Here is a 15,508-nt window from a genome sequence, read left to right as displayed (position 1 = left end):
ACTGAAACGTCAGCGAATCATGCCTCACTCCTCCTTCGTCGCTCCTGCGGATGGCACCCTGCCGGTGATCTGGACGGTCAGCGTGTCGCGCCTGACCGGCCTGCTGGCCGATGTCATTCCCGAGTTCGACCAGCGCGCACACATTGAGCAGATCAACCTCGGCTTTGCCGAGGCGGTCGAGGTCATCGGCCAGCGCCTGCGCCGCGAGCGCTGCGATGTGCTGGTGGCTGGCGGCTCCAACGCCGCTTACCTGCGCAGCCGGCTACCGCTGCCGCTGGCGCCGATCCAGGCCACCGGCTTCGACCTGATGGAAGCACTGGCGCGCGCGCGCCGCATCGCACCGCGCATCGGCGTGGTGACCCATGCCACCGACGTGCCGTCATTTCAGCCGTTCCAGGACAGCTTCGCGCTGGACATCGCCCACCGCCGCTTCGTCACTGCCGAGGACGCCCGCGACTGCATCGCCGACCTGCGTGCCAGCGGCATCCAGGTGATCGTCGGGACCGGCATGGCGATCGACTTCGCCGAACAGGCCGGCCTGCCCGGCGTGTTGTTGTACTCGGCCGACTCGGTCCGCCTGGCGCTCGACCAGGCGATCGCCCTGGCCACCGCGCCCAGCAGCGCAGCCCCCGCTCTACGCAATGCCACACGCCGCACGCGCAACCAACCGGCCGCACTGCTCGGCGAAGACACCGCCATGGTGCAGGTGCGCGCACTGGTGCAGCTGTACGCGCCGCACGCCAGCACCGTGTTGATCAGCGGAGAGACCGGCACCGGCAAGGAGCTGGTTGCGCGGCAGCTGCACGCCGGCAGCCGCCGCCGGGGCCGGTTTGTGGCGATCAACTGCGGCGCGATCACCGAGTCGCTGCTGGAAGCGGAACTGTTCGGCTACAGCGATGGCGCCTTCACCGGCGCGCGGCGCGGCGGCCACACAGGGCTGATCGAAGCCGCGCAGGACGGCACCCTGTTTCTCGATGAAATCGGCGAGCTCCCACTGCCGCTGCAGACCCGCCTGCTGCGTGTACTGGAAGAACGCGAGGTGCTGCGCGTTGGCGCCACCGTGCCGGTACCGGTCGATGTGCGCGTGGTGGCGGCCAGCCTGCAGCCGCTGCAGACACTCGTCGACCAGGGGCGCTTCCGCCGCGACCTGTTCTATCGCCTGGCCGCGTTGCGCATCGACCTGCCGCCGCTGCGGAATCGCCCCGACGACATCGCCTTGTTACTCACGCACTACGCGCAACACGGCAGCGAGACGGCATTGCCACTCTCGCCCGCTGCGCTGCAGCGACTGCAACAGCACGCCTGGCCCGGCAACGTGCGTGAGCTACGTAACCTGGTCGAGCGTCTGTGCATTCATTGGAAGGCGCAAGCACAGGGCCAGGTGAGTCTGGCCCAGCTCGAGGCCTGGGCTCCGGAGCTGGCCGATGCCAGCACGCCAGCGGGCTACGATTCCACATCCGCCGACGCAGCCAGCTCGCGCGCGCACCTCACCGCGACATTGGTACGTGCGGCACTGGAACGTGCGCAGGGCAACCGCGCGTCCGCAGCCAAAGCGTTGGGCGTCTCGCGCACCACCCTCTGGCGCTGGATGCAGGCACAGGAGCTCGCTTCTTCGCAGTGACCGGCGCACGCACGCGCGCTTGAGTACTAGCGCTAGAACAGATCGCCGCGGCACGGCTTTTGCGACTGACGCTGCACCTGCGCCCGCAGGCACGCACTACTTGACCGGTGTGTACTCGGATTCGCCGGTGCTCAGGTTGCCGGTCGACTGATCGATGGCGTAGTTGATCGTGCCCACGCCATTGGAAACCTGCAGCACATCGCCACGCAGTACCGCCGGATAGTTCTTGGTCTTCACCCCGTTGCCGAACAGCTCGGGCCGGGTATCGCGAATGATGAAGCTTTCGCCGTTGTGCTCGATGCTCAGCACGTTCTTCGGCGCCTTGGCGTTGACCCATTTGCCCACGAATTCCTCGCCCATGTCTTTGGCGCAACCGGCCAGCAGGAGCAGGCTCGCAGCCAATGCAGTTCCAAGCAGCGTCTTCATCGCCACTCCTTCGTTGAATCCAGGGCCGAGCAGGATGGCGGTTCTCCCACGGCCCTGCAATAAGCAGACGCCACCGCAATCCCATTGCGGCCGGTTGGGATTCACCAGCCTGGCAAAAAGGTGACGCACGCCGCAGTGCACGCGTCGAACGCACAGCACACCGCTACAGCGACCGCACGGCGGCTGGCCGCCGAAGGAGGCGCAGCGTCAGCGCAACGCCAGCTGCAGATCGCCGGGCGCAGGCGGCATCACCAGATCGGCCGTGTCCAGCAGGCTCTGTGCCGACGCGGCTGCAGCGGCCAGATCGCCGAAGCACCCGCCCAGCTCGCCGACCGTGTAATGGCGCGTCACCGCACCCTGCTCGCTGACGCGCACCTCATACACCGGAAACCGGCGTGTTCCAGCCACCATCATTCGACTTTGCGTACGCATGGGTCTGTCTCCGTCGAGTAGCGCGTCAGGGTCGCTGCGCTGCGGCCGGACTGTCGGGGGCTGCCTGCAAGTGAACCGATCGTTCCCATCGCAGCGCTTCGCCCCCACCCCATCCGCACCGCCGCCGCATCTGCGCGCTACCTTCCGCGCACCACCGCTACCGGCAGGTGAAAAACTTCTTACGCGGGTGTACGTTGCGTGTGCATGCAACGCGCCGACGCGACCACCACCGCGGCTCGCTGACTAAATTCCTGCAACGAACGCCTGAACGAACGCATGAGTCTTCGGAGATAGCTCATCGTTGCTACCCATCCCAGCCTCCGGACTTAATTCCGTAGACGAAATCTACTAAAGCCAAGGACACCATAAGAGCATAATCAGTAAAGGCTCAAACCATCTAAGACACCGGAGCTTTCGGCACTTCATCAAACACATGGGAGCCGAAAAAATCGAAGCCCGCCGGCCAAGGTGCCACGACCTTACAAAGCACCTTATAAGCAGCAGGAGCATTATTATTAAGCCGCTCAACTGTCACCAAAAGATCCTGAGGCGGGCAAAGTTCCGCTAAACGGGAAAGGTCGTGACTGTAGTACCTCGGAGCGTACCCAACTACTGACACCGGATCTCCAGTGCGCAAAAGCAATGCCGCGGAATCCTGCTCGTTCTGAAAGTCCTTCATGACAAAGAGGCGATCACCGATTTTCAAGTCGATATCAGCGGTTCCCGGAATGTAACTGATGCCACGCACAAAAAAGAAAGCCTCAAAGCTTCCGTCTTCTTTCCTCTCTGGCGCAGGAATCAGCTCGATTTGGTCTGTAGCACGAATACCGCCAGATCTCGCCAACTCGTCAAGTTCGTCATGCTCTTCTGGTGAGAGACCAAGCCATAAAATATAATTTTGATACTCAGGCCGCGACCGAGGCAAAGTCCGATTTTTCAAGATCGGAAAAATTTCCGCAGAGCGGTACTCTTGATACAGATCTTCCATGCGCGCAAATCCGCTGAAGCCCGGCACCTCCCATGCGCCCTTCGTATACACCAGACGATAGACACCTCCGTTCTTTGTAACCTTAGCTACAGGAGACCAGCGACGACTTTCATGTTGTTGAATGGCGAGGTAGAGGGATTTCATTTTTCGTCCAAAAGTCGGTCTCTGTTGACCTTGAGGAGCTCGGCAGCAAAGCGGCGGGCTGGATCTGTAATCCAACCTACAGGAATTCTATTTAGCAGTGCCAAGAAACTACTCGGATCCAGCTCATGGAGTCGATTTAGCCAGTAAGCTCCTTTATCTGGGCATGATCTGGCAAATGCAAAAAAAGCTTCACCTGATTGCAATGGGCCCATGCCGTCGTAAATGGGCACCTTTGCTCTCCTTGCATATCCAAGAACACCATGATCAGGATGGTTTGCGTCCAACTTCTGTATTCGCCTTTGATCTGTCTCATTCCTACCTAGACTTGAAGCGTGATCAAACGTCGGCGCGAGGTAGATTGCACCGTGTGAGTTGATGAGGCCCCAGTTCTCCTCATGCCTATCCTGATTTGCGATCAAAGCATCGAGCAGAAGATATCCAGACATCACATCTGCCGCGTTGAAAAAGGACGTCGGTGAGACCCATCCGCTTGGAAGCGCAACCTGCGGTCTATTCAGGAGGCTGCTCAGGCGGCCAATGGTGTGTGCTTGGCCCCTAGTGTGCCTACTCACCGTCTCACGGGCTGCGAAGCCAATCAGCTCATTGCCAAGGATGAGCCGCGCGCCAGATGGAACAAAGGATTCGGTAACCACACCTCGTCGGCCTTCATACTCTGCCAAGCTATACGTAGCGTGCGGCAAACCGAGGAGGGCCGCTAGCTCGGCTGCAATCACCTCTGCCCAGTTTTCCCCAGTCCCAGGTCGCCCCTCCTTAAAGAGACGACGACTGTCGTCAAACCAGAACTTCGCTTTGGTTCCCATCTGCTCTGGCAAGTCAGCAGCACCACTTGGAACTTGCACGATCTGGAACATAGAACCCCCCCTGTCCATGGCCCACTGCACTTACCTCGCATTTACGAAAAAAACCGGCCATTGGCCGGTTTTTTTCGTAAACACTACAAATATGGTGGGCGGTACAGGGATCGAACCTGTGACCCTTGCCGTGTGAAGGCAATGCTCTACCGCTGAGCTAACCGCCCGGTGACGCGAGCCGCACATTATAGGGCAGCGGCGGAGATCGTCAATAGTTGTTTACCGCGTGGCGCAACGCACTGAAACCGCCGTGCCGCCGCCCCACGATCACCACACGCATGCAGCGCACCTGTGGCCCAGTCTTGCAATCGCCGCGCGCCATCGGCCGCGGCGATTGCCTGCCTTACATCGTGTGGGTCGGCTTGTCGGAGGTGGTCAAACCGGCCAGCAGTGTTTCGATCTTGTTGCGCACCGCCTCGCCTTCCGGGCCGTCCGGGAACTGCACGCCGATGCCGGCCGCGCGGTTGCCCTGCGCGCCCGCAGGCGTGGTCCACACCACCTTGCCGGCGACCGGGAGACGCTCGCTTGAATCAGGCAGCGTCAAAAGCAGAAACACCTCATCGCCCAGCATGTAGCGCTTGGGCGTCGGCACGAAGATGCCGCCACTTTTCACGAACGGCATGTAGGCGCTGTACAGCGCGGCCTTGTCCTTCAACGCCAGCGACAAAATGCCTTGGCGTGCATTCATTGCACTCATCGAGTTCCCCTAGAACGGGCCTGGCGCTCTCCCTCGCGCCAGGCCAGCAACAATTCCGCCACCGCCAGATCGGCGCGGACGGTGGTGCGCAACAAATCACGGGTGCGATTGGCGGCGTCGAACCAGGTCGCCAGCTTGTGCAACCGTGATGGATCGGTCAAGCCGGCCGATGCCTGCGCCAACGCCAGGTCGGCGGCATGCCGCAGACGCTGATCGGCCTGGCCATCGTTGGTCCAGCGCTGCGCCACGTCCACAGCGCCGACGCGGCCACTGGCGATCTGCTCCAGGTCCTGCGCCACGGCGCGGCGCACGGCCAGGCCGTCTTCGCGCAGCCACTGGGCGGCAAGCCCGGGATGGCCGCGCGCGGCCTCCAGCGCCTCCTGCGCCGCACGCTCGCTAACGCCTTGGGTCAGCAGCCAGGCCAGCGCTTCGTGGGCCGGCGGCAGCTTGAATTCCAGGCGCTGGCAGCGGCTGCGGATGGTGGCCGGCAAGCGCGCCGGCTGCGCACTGATCAACCACAGGTAGCGGCCTGGCGAGGGTTCTTCCAGCGTCTTGAGCAAGGCATTGCAGGCGGCGCGGTTGATCGCATCGGCCGGGTCGACGATTACCACCTGCGCGATGCCGTACTGCGGCGTCAGCGACAGTTTCTGCGAGATCTCGCGCACCTGTTCAATGACGATCTCGGTGCGCAGCTTGTCGCCGGTGCGGTTGGCAATGAACGACACCAGCTGCAGATCCGGATGCGTGCCGGCGGCGATCAGCTGACGGGTGCGCTGCGCCACTGCCGGATCCGGCGCACTGGCCAGCACGTGCTCGGCCAGCGCCAGCGCCACCGCGCGCTTGCCCAGCCCGTCCGGGCCGCAGATCAGCAGGCCATGCCCGAGCCGGCCGGCATCCAGCGCGGCCAGGGTCTGGTCGTAGGCGCGTTGTTGCCAGGGTGAAAACGTAGGCGTCATGGCGTGGGCTCCGGCTGACGGCGGCGCTGCAGATAGCGCGCCACCGCCGCATTGTGTTCGTCCAGCGTGGCCGAAAACGTATGCGCACCGCTGCCATCGCCCACCGCGACGAAGTACAGCGCGTTGCCCGGCGCCGGGCGTACCGCCGCCAGCAGCGCTTCGCGGCCCGGCATCGCGATCGGCGTGGGCGTCAGGCCGGTGCGGGTATAGGTGTTGTACGGCGTGTCGGTGATGAGATCGCGGCGACGGATGTTGCCGTCGTAGCTGCTGCCGATGCCATAGATCACGGTCGGGTCGGTCTGCAGCTTCATGCCCATCTGCAGGCGGCGCACGAACACGCCCGCGATCTGCGGCCGCTCGGTGCCCAGTGCGGTTTCCTTCTCGATGATGGAGGCCAGGATCAACGCCTGCTCGGGCGAGCTCAGCGGCAGTTGCGGGGCGCGCTGTTCCCAGGCCTGCGCCAGCGCCTTGTCCATTGCCGCATGCGCGCGCTTGAGCACGTCCAGGTCACTGTCGCCGCGCTGGTACAGATACGTTTCCGGTAGGAAGCGCCCTTCCGGATGCTGGCCGGCAACGCCCAGCCGCGCCATCAGTGCGGCATCGTCCAGGCCCGCGATGGTCTGCTGCAGCGGCGTGGCCGTGCCCAGGGCCGCGCGCAGTTGACGGAAGTTCCAGCCTTCCACCAGGGTGAAGCGGTACTGGATCACCCGGCCCTGGCGCATGCGCAATAACAGCGCACGCGGCGGCAACGCCGGCGTCAGCGCGTATTCGCCCACCTTGAGCTTGCCGGCCGCATCCACCTGGCGGGCCAGCAACTGCCATTCGAGATCACTGCCCTGCTGCACCCCGGCCTCGCGCAGCTTGCGCAGCGTCGCTTTGAGCGAATCGCCGGGCGCGATGACCACGCTGGGCGTGCTCGCAGTGACCGGCGTCTCGGCAAAATGCACGTAGTGCCGCCACGCCACCACGGCCGCGATCGCCAGCAGCGCCGCAAGCAACAGCACCGTCCCCAGCACGGCCAGACATCCGCGTTTGCCAGTCACCGCCACACCCACCTCGTCATTGCTCCAGCGCCGCGCAGGATACCGCGCGCCGGTGATGTGCCGTTGAAGTACTCATGCCGGGTCCAGCGCACGCAGCAGCCCGCGCGCCTTGGCACGGGTTTCGTCCAGTTCCCGCTGCGGGTCCGAGTCCACCACGATGCCAGCACCGGTGCGGAACCGTACCTGGCTGCCGGCCACTTCGGCGGTGCGGATCAGGATGTTCAGATCCATGTCGCCGTCGCGGTTGAGCCAACCGAACGCGCCGGTATAGGCGCCACGCGCGGTCTGTTCCAGCTCGGCAATGATCTGCATGCAGCGCACCTTCGGGCAGCCGGTGATGGTGCCGCCCGGAAATACCGCCGCAATCACCTCGCCAGGGGTGACGCCCTGCCGCAACCGGCCGCGGACATTGCTGACGATGTGATGCACGTGCGCATAGCTCTCTACGCCCATCAGTTCGTCCACCTCCACGCTGCCCGGCGCGCAGATGCGGCCCAGGTCGTTGCGCTCCAGGTCGATCAGCATCACGTGTTCGGCGCGTTCCTTCGGGTGACCGACCAGCTCGCGGATGCGCGCGGCATCATCGTCACCGGCAAAGCGTGCACGGGTCCCGGCAATCGGCCGGGTCTGCACTACTCGCCCGTGCACCGACACCAACCGCTCCGGCGAAGAACTCACCATCGCGCGCCCGGCCGCCACAAACAGGCCGGAAAACGGCGCCGGATTGGCCGCACGCAGCCGCGCATGCAAGGCGGCAGGGTCGACGGGCCGATCGAACTGCGCCTGCCAGGCGCGCGAGATATTGGCCTGGAACACATCGCCGGCACGCAAATAGTCCAGCACCCGCAGCACCGCATCGGTGAATTGCTCAGGCGGGTCTTCCTGCACCACCGTCGGCGCTGCCCAGGCAGGCAAGGCTGGCAGGCTGGCGCAGGCGGTGATGTCGTCGTCAATCTGCTGCAGCAGGTCTTCGCGCCCCGGCTCGGCCACGGCGAAGCAGCGCCCGTCCATGCGGTCGCGCAGCACTGCCGCCGGCGCCCGCAGGGCCAATGCCGCGGGCGCGGCGTCGCTGCGCATGGGCAGGCGCAGGATCGGCTCGACCTGTGCGGCCACCTCATAGTCCAGCAGCACCGCCCAGCCACCGCGAAACGGCCAAGAACTTTCGCCCTCGTGCGGCAGCCGCTCGGCCTGCCAGGCTGCATCCAGGGCGTCGAGAAAGCCGCCTTCCAGCAGTTGGCCGTCACCATTGCGGGTGCAGCCGTCCGGGTCCAGACGCAGCTGCGCGCCCTGCGCCAGCAGCAACACATCCCAACGCCCGTGCGCGGTGCCCGACGCGCTGGATTCCAGCAACGCGGGATACCGCTGCGGTGCCAGGCGATGCAGCGCCAGCAGGTCGATGTCCGCGTGCAGTGGTCGGGTCAGCGTCATCGGCCTGGCTTGGCGTGGAGGGACGGATGCGGCGCTGCGCGCCGGTGACAACCAGCGCGCCGCACACCGCACGGTAAATCAGCAGAAGACACAACGGGCCGAACGCGCGACGCGTTGCAGCCCATCGCGACCCTGCGCCATTGCGGCGCAGGACCAATGGCTCAGATGCGCTTGAACACCAGGGTGCCGTTGGTGCCGCCAAAGCCGAAGCCGTTGGACATCACCGCATCCACCTGCACCTCGCGCGCCACGTTCGGCACGTAGTCCAGATCGCAGCCTTCGCTGGGCTCTTCCAGGTTGATGGTCGGCGGAATGATGCCGGTATGCAGCGCCATCACCGAGAAGATCGCTTCCACGCCGCCGGCCGCGCCGAGCAGGTGGCCGGTCATCGACTTGGTCGAGCTGACCATGGTCTTGTACGCGTGGTCGCCCAGCGCACGCTTCATCGCCATGGTTTCGGCCAGATCGCCCAGCGGCGTGGAGGTGCCGTGCGCGTTGAGGTAGCCGATCTGCTCGGGGTTGAGCTTGGCATCGCGCATCGCCGCGGCCATGCTGCGCGCCGCGCCTTCGCCATCTTCGCTGGGCGCAGTCATGTGGAACGCATCCGAACTGGCACCGAAACCGACCAGCTCTGCATAGATGCGCGCGCCGCGTGCCTTGGCGTGTTCGTACTCTTCCAGCACCAGCACGCCGGCGCCGTCACCCAGCACGAACCCGTCGCGCTGCTTGTCCCACGGACGCGATGCAGCGGTGGGGTCGTCGTTGCGCGTGGACATCGCCTTCATGGCGCAGAACCCGCCCACCGAACTTGGGGACGAACCGCGCTCGGCGCCACCGGCCAGCATCACGTCGGCATCGCCGTGCTGGATCATGCGCATCGCAGTGCCGATCGAATGGTTGGAGGTGGCGCAGGCCGACACGGCCGAGAACGTCGGGCCCTTCAGGCCTTTGATCAGGCTCACCTGGCCCGGCAGCATGTTGATGATGGTGCTGGGCACATAGAACGGCGAAATCTTGCGCGCGCCGCCCTCATGCAATTTGATGGTCTGCTCTTCGATGCCGAGCAGCCCGCCGATACCGGAGCCCAGAATGGCGCCCACGCGTTCGGCATTGCTTTCGTTGATCTCCAGCCCGGAATCGTCCAACGCCATGAACGAGGCGCCGACACCGTAGTGGATGAACGAATCCATCTTCTTGACGTCCTTGGCGGACACAAACTGGGTGGGATCGAAATTCTTGATCTCGCCCGCGATCCTGGTGGTGAACTGCGAGGCATCGATCTGCCTGATCGGGCCAATGCCCGAGCGACCGTGGATGATCCCATCCCAACTGGTGGCCAGATCATTGCCCAGCGGCGACACCATGCCCATGCCGGTAACGACAACACGACGACTCATTGCAGATCTCCTCACCACACGACGGACGGTGCTTGCGGTTTACGGTTGACGCTCAAAAACACAGGGCCGCATCAGCGGCCCCATGGGATGTCTGACGCAGCAGCAGCCAAATGCCCGCCACCGCTGTCAGGAACAACGCATCAGCTCTTGACGTGAGCCTTGACGTAGTCGATCGCCTGCTGGACCGACGTGATCTTCTCAGCTTCTTCGTCCGGGATTTCGCACTCGAACTCTTCTTCCAGCGCCATCACCAGCTCGACGGTGTCCAGCGAGTCGGCACCCAGGTCATCGACGAACGATGCGCTGGTGGTGACTTCCTCTTCCTTGACGCCGAGTTGTTCGACGACGATTTTCTTGACGCGTTCTTCGATGGTGCTCATTGAGATATCGCTCCAGATGGAGTAGTGGTGGTACAAAAAAAACGCCATCGCCGCTGCGATGGCCGCGTTGGATAGTGTAGTGGAAGCGACCGGGCCTTGCATTGCATCACAAATCCCGGCCGATCAGCCACTTAGCGCCTCCCGGCGCCGCACGCTCACGGCATGTACATGCCGCCGTTGACGTGCAGGGTCTCACCAGTGATGTAACGGGCGGGCGGGCCAGCCAGGAATGCCACCGCATTGGCGATGTCGTCCGGCTGCCCCAGATGGCCCAGCGCGATCTGCTGCAGCAACGCTGTCTTGGCATCTTCCGGCAGCGCCTTGGTCATATCGGTATCGATGAAGCCGGGCGCGACCACATTGACAGTGATCCCGCGCGAGCCGATTTCCTTGGCCAGCGACTTGGAAAACGCAATGATGCCGGCCTTGGCCGCCGCGTAGTTGGTCTGGCCCGGATTACCGGTCACACCCACCACCGAGGCGATGTTGATGATGCGACCCTTGCGCGCTTTCATCATGCCGCGCATCACCGCCTTGGAGGTCCGGAAGACACTGGTCAGGTTGGTGTCGATGATCGCCTGCCAATCGTCGTCCTTCATCCGCATCAGCAGGTTGTCGCGGGTGATGCCGGCGTTGTTGACCAGGATCGAGACCGCACCGAACTCCTTGCCGATCGCATCGATCAAGGCATCGACCGCGGCCGCATCGGTGACATTGAGCTCCCGGCCGTGGCCGCCGTTGGCAGCCAGGCGCTCGCCGATGGCAGCGGCCCCGGAGGCGGAGGTGGCCGTGCCGATGACCGTGGCACCCTGGGCGGCCAGCGTATCGGCGATGGCCGCGCCGATGCCGCGGCTGGCGCCGGTGACCAGAGCGATCTCGCCCTGCAATGGCTTGCTCATGTTGCTGTTCCTCAAGAGGGGACGTCACAACCGCAGTTGCGAGCGTCGAGGGCCGGCATCACCGGCAAATCGGTCAACTCAGTGCGCCCACGCATCCAGCGCGCCGGCGTAATCGGCCGGGGTCGCGAGCGAACGGGCATCCAGGCTTTTGTCGATACGTTTGATCAGCCCGCTCAGCACCTTGCCCGGGCCGCATTCGGCGATCCGGCTGATGCCCTGCGCGGCCAGCGCCTGCACGCAGCCGGTCCACTGCACCGGCAGATACAGCTGCTCGACCAGGGCCTGGCGGATCGCCTCGTGGCCGGCGTGCACCTGCGCGTCGACATTCTGCACCACCGGAATCTGCGGCGTGTGCCAGGTCAACCCGGCCATCGCCTCACCCAACTGGTTGGCCGCCTCGCGCATCAGCGGAGTGTGCGACGGCACGCTCACCGCCAGCTTGACCGCCTTGCGCACGCCACGCTCGGCCAGCAACGCCAGCGCGCGATCCACCGCCGCCGCATCGCCACCGATCACAATCTGACCGGGCGAATTGAAGTTGGCCGGCACCACCACCTGGCTGCCCGAGGCCTCGACACAGACCTCGCGCACCAGCGCATCCTCGGCGCCCAGCACCGCGGCCATCGCGCCGACACCGGCGGGCGCCGCTGCCTGCATGAACTGCCCGCGCAGCCGCACCAGATGGGCACCATCGTGCAGCGACAAGGCGCCGGCAGCGACCAGTGCGGTGTACTCGCCAAGGCTATGGCCGGCCAGCACCGCCGGTCGTTCGCCGCGCTGCGCGTTCCACAGGCGCCACACCGCCACACCGGCGGCCAGCAACGCCGGCTGGGTGTATTCGGTGCGGTTGAGCATCTCTTCCGGGCCGCCCTGCGACAGGGCCCACAGATCGACGCCGGCGCCATCGGAGGCCTCGACGAAGGTCTCGCGGATCTGCGGATGCAGTTCGGCAAGTTCAGCCAGCATGCCCAGGGACTGCGAGCCCTGGCCGGGAAACACGAAAGCGAGCGTAGATTCGGTCACGCGTTGCTGCCTACAAAAATCGAGCCGGGATAATACGTGCGAAATCGCCCGGCCGTCTGTACTGACGCGTATGCAAGGCGCCAACGCCCGCATCGCACAGGCGTCTGCCGGCAGGGTCTGAGCAGGTCAATGTCGCCGTTGAGGAGCCAGTCCAGGCACGGCATCGACAGCTTCAACGCGGTGGTCGCGTAGATCGCCGGGCGGCGCGCTGGCGCGTCAGCTGGGCGTGGAAGAGAGGCGGGTCAGATGCGCGAAACGCGCGGTTACTTGACCACCTGGGCGCAGGCAGTCCGCACACGAACGCGCTGTCGCTGAGCATCAGTGGCGTGCCCCTGACAACGCTCTACCCCGCCTGCCCGCAGGCCATCACCCGCAACAGCTTGACCGCCTGAGCCTGCAGCGCGCTGCGCCGGCTACATTCCCCGCAGGGACCGCATCACCGCCACGCTGCGGCGGTGGAGGCAGGACATCCAGGCCCTAGTGGCGTGCGAGAACGTTGCGTGTGTCGATCAAGACTGTGCGGCGGCTGCACTGCGTCAGGGAGACTCACTGACACATCAGCCCGCAATGGCAAGGCTCTTTGCACCAACAGAACCTCAAACGCAAAAAGACACCGCCGGCAAACGCGGCAGTGCCTGCGCAGATCAGTAGCGCAGCAGCGCCGAGCCCCAGGTAAATCCGCCCCCGAAGGCTTCCAGCAGCAGCAACTGGCCACGCTGCACGCGACCGGAGCGAACCGCTTCGTCCAGCGCGAGCGGCACCGAGGCCGACGAGGTATTGCCATGCCGGTCGACGGTGACCACCACCTGCTCCATCGGCAGATCCAGCCGCTTGGCGGTGGCTTCGATAATGCGCAGATTGGCCTGATGCGGGATCAACCAGTCCAGGTCGTGCGTGTCCAGGCCATTGGCGGCGAGGGTTTCATCGACCACCGAGTCCAGCGCCTTGACGGCGTACTTGAACACGTCGTTACCCTTCATCAGCAACGCGCCACCGCCGTTCTTGCCTTCGCCGAAGCCAACAGACACACCGACCGGATCCCACAGCAATTCCTTCTTGCTGCCGTCGGCATGCAGATGGGTGCTGAGGATGCCGGTGTCTTCGTCGGCCTTGAGCACGACCGCGCCCGCACCGTCGCCAAACAGCACGCAGGTGGTGCGATCGGTCCAGTCGACGATCCGGGTCAGCGTTTCGGCGCCAACGACCAGCACGGTCTTGGCGTCGCCACTGCGAACGAACTTGTCGGCCACGCTGAGCGCGTAGACGAAGCCCGAGCAGGCCGCGTTGACGTCGAAGGCACCGCAGCCGACATTGCCCAGCCGCGCCTGCAACAGGCACGCAGTGGACGGGAAAATCAGGTCCGGGGTGGTGGTGCCGACAACGATCAGGTCGATCTCGTCGGCAGTGACACCGGCTGCTTCCATCGCCTTCAGCGAGGCGAAGTACGCCAGGTCGCTGGTGGTCTGGTCGTCGGCAACGATGTGACGTTCACGGATGCCGGTACGCGAGCGGATCCATTCATCGCTGGTGTCGACGATCTTGGACATATCGTCGTTGGTCAACACCTTTTCGGGCAAATAACTACCCGTGCCCGCGATTCTGGAGTAGATCCGCTTGCTCATACTGTTCCTTGGTGCAAGAGCCGCGGTGATTGGCGGCTCCGGAAGTATCGAGGGTCACCCGCCTGCAAAACTGCGGCGGGTGCCACGGATCAATCTTCTTGGACGGCCGACGACTTGGTCGTGATCACCTTCTTGCCGCGGTAGTAACCGTCAGCGGTGATGTGATGGCGCAGATGGATCTCGCCGCTGGTCGGGTCGGTCGACAGCTGCTTGGCGGTCAGGGCATCGTGCGAACGACGCTGGCCGCGGCGGGACGGGGTGACTCGGGATTTCTGCACAGCCATGGGATTGCTCCAAACTTAAGTTCGATAACTTTTCTGTTGAGTCGAACAGGACTGTACGCCCGCGCCGACCTGTGTTTCCGCCCTTAACAGCGGCGGTTACTGTTTCTTCAACGCCGCCAGCGCCGCGAACGGACTGGCCTTGTCTTGCTCTTCCTGGGTCGGAACCCACTCGGCCTCGACTGCCTCGCTCCCCGGCGCCATCGGCACCACGGGAACCGCCAGCACCAGCTCGTCCTCCACCAGGTCCACTGCCCGCAGCATGCCGTCGTCGGGCACCAGCAAGGCTTCGTAGTCGGGCGGCAACGCGGCCTCATCGGCCTCGTCGCGGATCAAGCCGAGTCGCTGCCTGATCTGCACCGGATACAGAAAACGCTGCAGGCTGCGCTGGCATTCCAGCGGCAGCGCGACATCGATGCTGAGTTCGACATAGGCGACCTTCAACAGATCGTCCTGATCGAACTGAAGCGAATAGACACATTCGCCTTCGGTATCAACCAGGCTTCCCTGAAGACGGGTCATCGCAGATAGCGGGATGCGGCCGTCGAAGCGCCTGCGCGCTGCGACCATCCGCCAAGCATCCAGCATTTCGGGCACGTTCGCGGACATAAGCCGCAGAATGTTAAAGACCCGCCGGGGCCATGTCAAATCTGCCGCCGCTGGGATTGTGGCCCGGCGCCGGGGCCGGCAGACTCCTCTGCCCTCCCTCGCAGTGCGCCCATGATGCCACGCCTGATCCTGGCCTCCACGTCTGCCTACCGCCGCGAGCTGCTGGGCCGCCTGCACCTGGACTTCGACACCGCCCGCCCCGAGGTGGACGAGCACGCCCTGCCCGGCGAAACGCCGCAGGCGCTTGCGACCCGGCTGGCCGGCGAGAAGGCGCGCGCCGTGGCGGTGCGCTTCCCCGAGGCCTGGGTGATCGGCTCGGACCAGGTCGCCGACCTGGACGGCCAGGCGCTCGGCAAGCCGGGCACGCTGGAGCAGGCGCGCGCGCAGCTGACGCGCATGTCCGGCCGCATGGTGCGTTTCCAGACCGCGGTCAGCCTGATCGGCCCGGACGGGTTTGCCGCGCAAGCGCTGGACCTTACCGACGTCCAGGTGCGGCCCCTGCAGCCGCAGGAGATCGAACGCTACCTGGCAGCCGAACCGGCGCTGGAGTGTGCCGGCAGCTTCAAATGCGAGGGCCTGGGCATCACCTTGTTCGACGCAATCCGTAGCAACGACCCCACCGCCCTGGTCGGCCTGCCGCTGATCGCAGTGGCGCGGTTGCTGCGGCAGGCGGGATTTTCGCTGCCTTGA

General features: G+C 64.7%; 17 protein-coding genes and 1 tRNA gene. 2 read left to right on the top strand and 16 right to left on the bottom strand.

The annotated features are described in order from the left end of the window. The first annotated feature begins 19 nt into the window (after positions 1-19). Entirely contained in the window at positions 20-1,621 is a 1,602-nt protein-coding gene (gene prpR / locus XCC_RS05325; RefSeq protein WP_011036230.1) for a propionate catabolism operon regulatory protein PrpR, read from the top strand. A 96-nt stretch (positions 1,622-1,717) separates the two neighbouring features. Here the strand turns inward: prpR and XCC_RS05320 are convergent, their stop codons facing one another. The 16 genes from XCC_RS05320 to XCC_RS05245 all read right to left on the bottom strand — a co-directional run bounded on the left by XCC_RS05320 (position 1,718) and on the right by XCC_RS05245 (position 14,818). Then, complete coding sequence (locus tag XCC_RS05320; RefSeq protein WP_014506900.1) at positions 1,718-2,047, bottom strand: hypothetical protein; 330 nt, start codon at positions 2,045-2,047, stop codon at positions 1,718-1,720. Between the two features lie 207 nt (positions 2,048-2,254). Next, entirely contained in the window at positions 2,255-2,479 is a 225-nt protein-coding gene (locus XCC_RS05315; RefSeq protein ID WP_011036228.1) for a hypothetical protein, read from the bottom strand. A 397-nt stretch (positions 2,480-2,876) separates the two neighbouring features. After that, on the bottom strand, positions 2,877-3,611 hold the full coding sequence (locus XCC_RS05310) for an HIRAN domain-containing protein (RefSeq protein ID WP_228442138.1): 735 nt from the start codon (positions 3,609-3,611) through the stop codon (positions 2,877-2,879). Further along, on the bottom strand, positions 3,608-4,483 hold the full coding sequence (locus XCC_RS05305; protein WP_194734220.1) for a hypothetical protein: 876 nt from the start codon (positions 4,481-4,483) through the stop codon (positions 3,608-3,610). The genes XCC_RS05310 and XCC_RS05305 overlap by 4 nt, the downstream gene beginning before the upstream one ends. A 92-nt stretch (positions 4,484-4,575) precedes the next feature. Then, positions 4,576-4,650, bottom strand: a tRNA-Val gene (locus tag XCC_RS05300). A 176-nt stretch (positions 4,651-4,826) separates the two neighbouring features. Beyond that, the gene (locus tag XCC_RS05295; protein ID WP_011036225.1) at positions 4,827-5,180 is read right to left on the bottom strand and encodes a PilZ domain-containing protein; all 354 of its coding nucleotides are present in this window, start codon (positions 5,178-5,180) and stop codon (positions 4,827-4,829) included. After that, positions 5,177-6,136, bottom strand: a complete 960-nt coding sequence (locus tag XCC_RS05290; protein ID WP_011036224.1) for a DNA polymerase III subunit delta' — start codon at positions 6,134-6,136, stop codon at positions 5,177-5,179. Before XCC_RS05290 ends, XCC_RS05295 begins: the two co-directional genes overlap by 4 nt. Then, the gene (gene mltG, locus XCC_RS05285; protein WP_011036223.1) at positions 6,133-7,191 is read right to left on the bottom strand and encodes an endolytic transglycosylase MltG; all 1,059 of its coding nucleotides are present in this window, start codon (positions 7,189-7,191) and stop codon (positions 6,133-6,135) included. Before mltG ends, XCC_RS05290 begins: the two co-directional genes overlap by 4 nt. Before the next feature lie 60 nt (positions 7,192-7,251). Continuing rightward, on the bottom strand, positions 7,252-8,607 hold the full coding sequence (locus XCC_RS05280; RefSeq protein ID WP_011036222.1) for an aminodeoxychorismate synthase component I: 1,356 nt from the start codon (positions 8,605-8,607) through the stop codon (positions 7,252-7,254). Positions 8,608-8,768: 161 nt separating this feature from the next. After that, the gene (gene fabF, locus XCC_RS05275; RefSeq protein WP_011036221.1) at positions 8,769-10,004 is read right to left on the bottom strand and encodes a beta-ketoacyl-ACP synthase II; all 1,236 of its coding nucleotides are present in this window, start codon (positions 10,002-10,004) and stop codon (positions 8,769-8,771) included. A gap of 140 nt (positions 10,005-10,144) precedes the next feature. Then, complete coding sequence (acpP, locus tag XCC_RS05270; protein ID WP_002814322.1) at positions 10,145-10,384, bottom strand: acyl carrier protein; 240 nt, start codon at positions 10,382-10,384, stop codon at positions 10,145-10,147. Between the two features lie 155 nt (positions 10,385-10,539). Beyond that, positions 10,540-11,283, bottom strand: coding sequence for a 3-oxoacyl-ACP reductase FabG (fabG, locus tag XCC_RS05265; RefSeq protein WP_011036220.1), 744 nt, complete (start codon positions 11,281-11,283; stop codon positions 10,540-10,542). Between the two features lie 78 nt (positions 11,284-11,361). After that, positions 11,362-12,306: an ACP S-malonyltransferase gene (fabD, locus tag XCC_RS05260; RefSeq protein ID WP_011036219.1), complete on the bottom strand. Its 945-nt coding sequence runs from the start codon at positions 12,304-12,306 to the stop codon at positions 11,362-11,364. Positions 12,307-12,950: 644 nt separating this feature from the next. Then, a complete protein-coding gene (locus XCC_RS05255) occupies positions 12,951-13,928 on the bottom strand; it encodes a beta-ketoacyl-ACP synthase III (RefSeq protein WP_011036218.1) in 978 nt (325 codons plus the stop codon). Positions 13,929-14,017: 89 nt separating this feature from the next. Further along, entirely contained in the window at positions 14,018-14,212 is a 195-nt protein-coding gene (gene rpmF, locus XCC_RS05250) for a 50S ribosomal protein L32 (RefSeq protein ID WP_010368401.1), read from the bottom strand. A gap of 96 nt (positions 14,213-14,308) precedes the next feature. Further along, on the bottom strand, positions 14,309-14,818 hold the full coding sequence (locus tag XCC_RS05245; protein WP_011036217.1) for a YceD family protein: 510 nt from the start codon (positions 14,816-14,818) through the stop codon (positions 14,309-14,311). A gap of 111 nt (positions 14,819-14,929) precedes the next feature. Here XCC_RS05245 and XCC_RS05240 point away from each other — a divergent pair, with 111 nt between their 5' ends. After that, positions 14,930-15,508: a Maf family protein gene (locus tag XCC_RS05240; protein WP_011036216.1), complete on the top strand. Its 579-nt coding sequence runs from the start codon at positions 14,930-14,932 to the stop codon at positions 15,506-15,508.

This window comes from Xanthomonas campestris pv. campestris str. ATCC 33913 (assembly GCF_000007145.1).
Classification (GTDB): domain Bacteria; phylum Pseudomonadota; class Gammaproteobacteria; order Xanthomonadales; family Xanthomonadaceae; genus Xanthomonas; species Xanthomonas campestris.
Note: the sequence above shows the minus strand (reverse complement) of the source record. Positions and strands in the feature narration are given on the sequence as shown.

Excerpts from the sequence above, each read along its gene's own strand:
- XCC_RS05255 (WP_011036218.1), bottom strand. The coding sequence starts at position 13,928 with ATGAGCAAGCGGATCTACTCCAGAATCGCGGGCACGGGTAGTTATTTG.
- XCC_RS05295 (WP_011036225.1), bottom strand. The coding sequence starts at position 5,180 with ATGAGTGCAATGAATGCACGCCAAGGCATTTTGTCGCTGGCGTTGAAG.
- prpR (WP_011036230.1), top strand. The coding sequence starts at position 20 with ATGCCTCACTCCTCCTTCGTCGCTCCTGCGGATGGCACCCTGCCGGTG.
- XCC_RS05310 (WP_228442138.1), bottom strand. The coding sequence starts at position 3,611 with ATGAAATCCCTCTACCTCGCCATTCAACAACATGAAAGTCGTCGCTGG.
- XCC_RS05240 (WP_011036216.1), top strand. The coding sequence starts at position 14,930 with ATGATGCCACGCCTGATCCTGGCCTCCACGTCTGCCTACCGCCGCGAG.
- fabG (WP_011036220.1), bottom strand. The coding sequence starts at position 11,283 with ATGAGCAAGCCATTGCAGGGCGAGATCGCTCTGGTCACCGGCGCCAGC.
- XCC_RS05305 (WP_194734220.1), bottom strand. The coding sequence starts at position 4,483 with ATGTTCCAGATCGTGCAAGTTCCAAGTGGTGCTGCTGACTTGCCAGAG.
- rpmF (WP_010368401.1), bottom strand. The coding sequence starts at position 14,212 with ATGGCTGTGCAGAAATCCCGAGTCACCCCGTCCCGCCGCGGCCAGCGT.
- XCC_RS05290 (WP_011036224.1), bottom strand. The coding sequence starts at position 6,136 with ATGACGCCTACGTTTTCACCCTGGCAACAACGCGCCTACGACCAGACC.
- XCC_RS05315 (WP_011036228.1), bottom strand. The coding sequence starts at position 2,479 with ATGCGTACGCAAAGTCGAATGATGGTGGCTGGAACACGCCGGTTTCCG.
- XCC_RS05320 (WP_014506900.1), bottom strand. The coding sequence starts at position 2,047 with ATGAAGACGCTGCTTGGAACTGCATTGGCTGCGAGCCTGCTCCTGCTG.
- XCC_RS05280 (WP_011036222.1), bottom strand. The coding sequence starts at position 8,607 with ATGACGCTGACCCGACCACTGCACGCGGACATCGACCTGCTGGCGCTG.
- acpP (WP_002814322.1), bottom strand. The coding sequence starts at position 10,384 with ATGAGCACCATCGAAGAACGCGTCAAGAAAATCGTCGTCGAACAACTC.
- fabF (WP_011036221.1), bottom strand. The coding sequence starts at position 10,004 with ATGAGTCGTCGTGTTGTCGTTACCGGCATGGGCATGGTGTCGCCGCTG.
- XCC_RS05245 (WP_011036217.1), bottom strand. The coding sequence starts at position 14,818 with ATGTCCGCGAACGTGCCCGAAATGCTGGATGCTTGGCGGATGGTCGCA.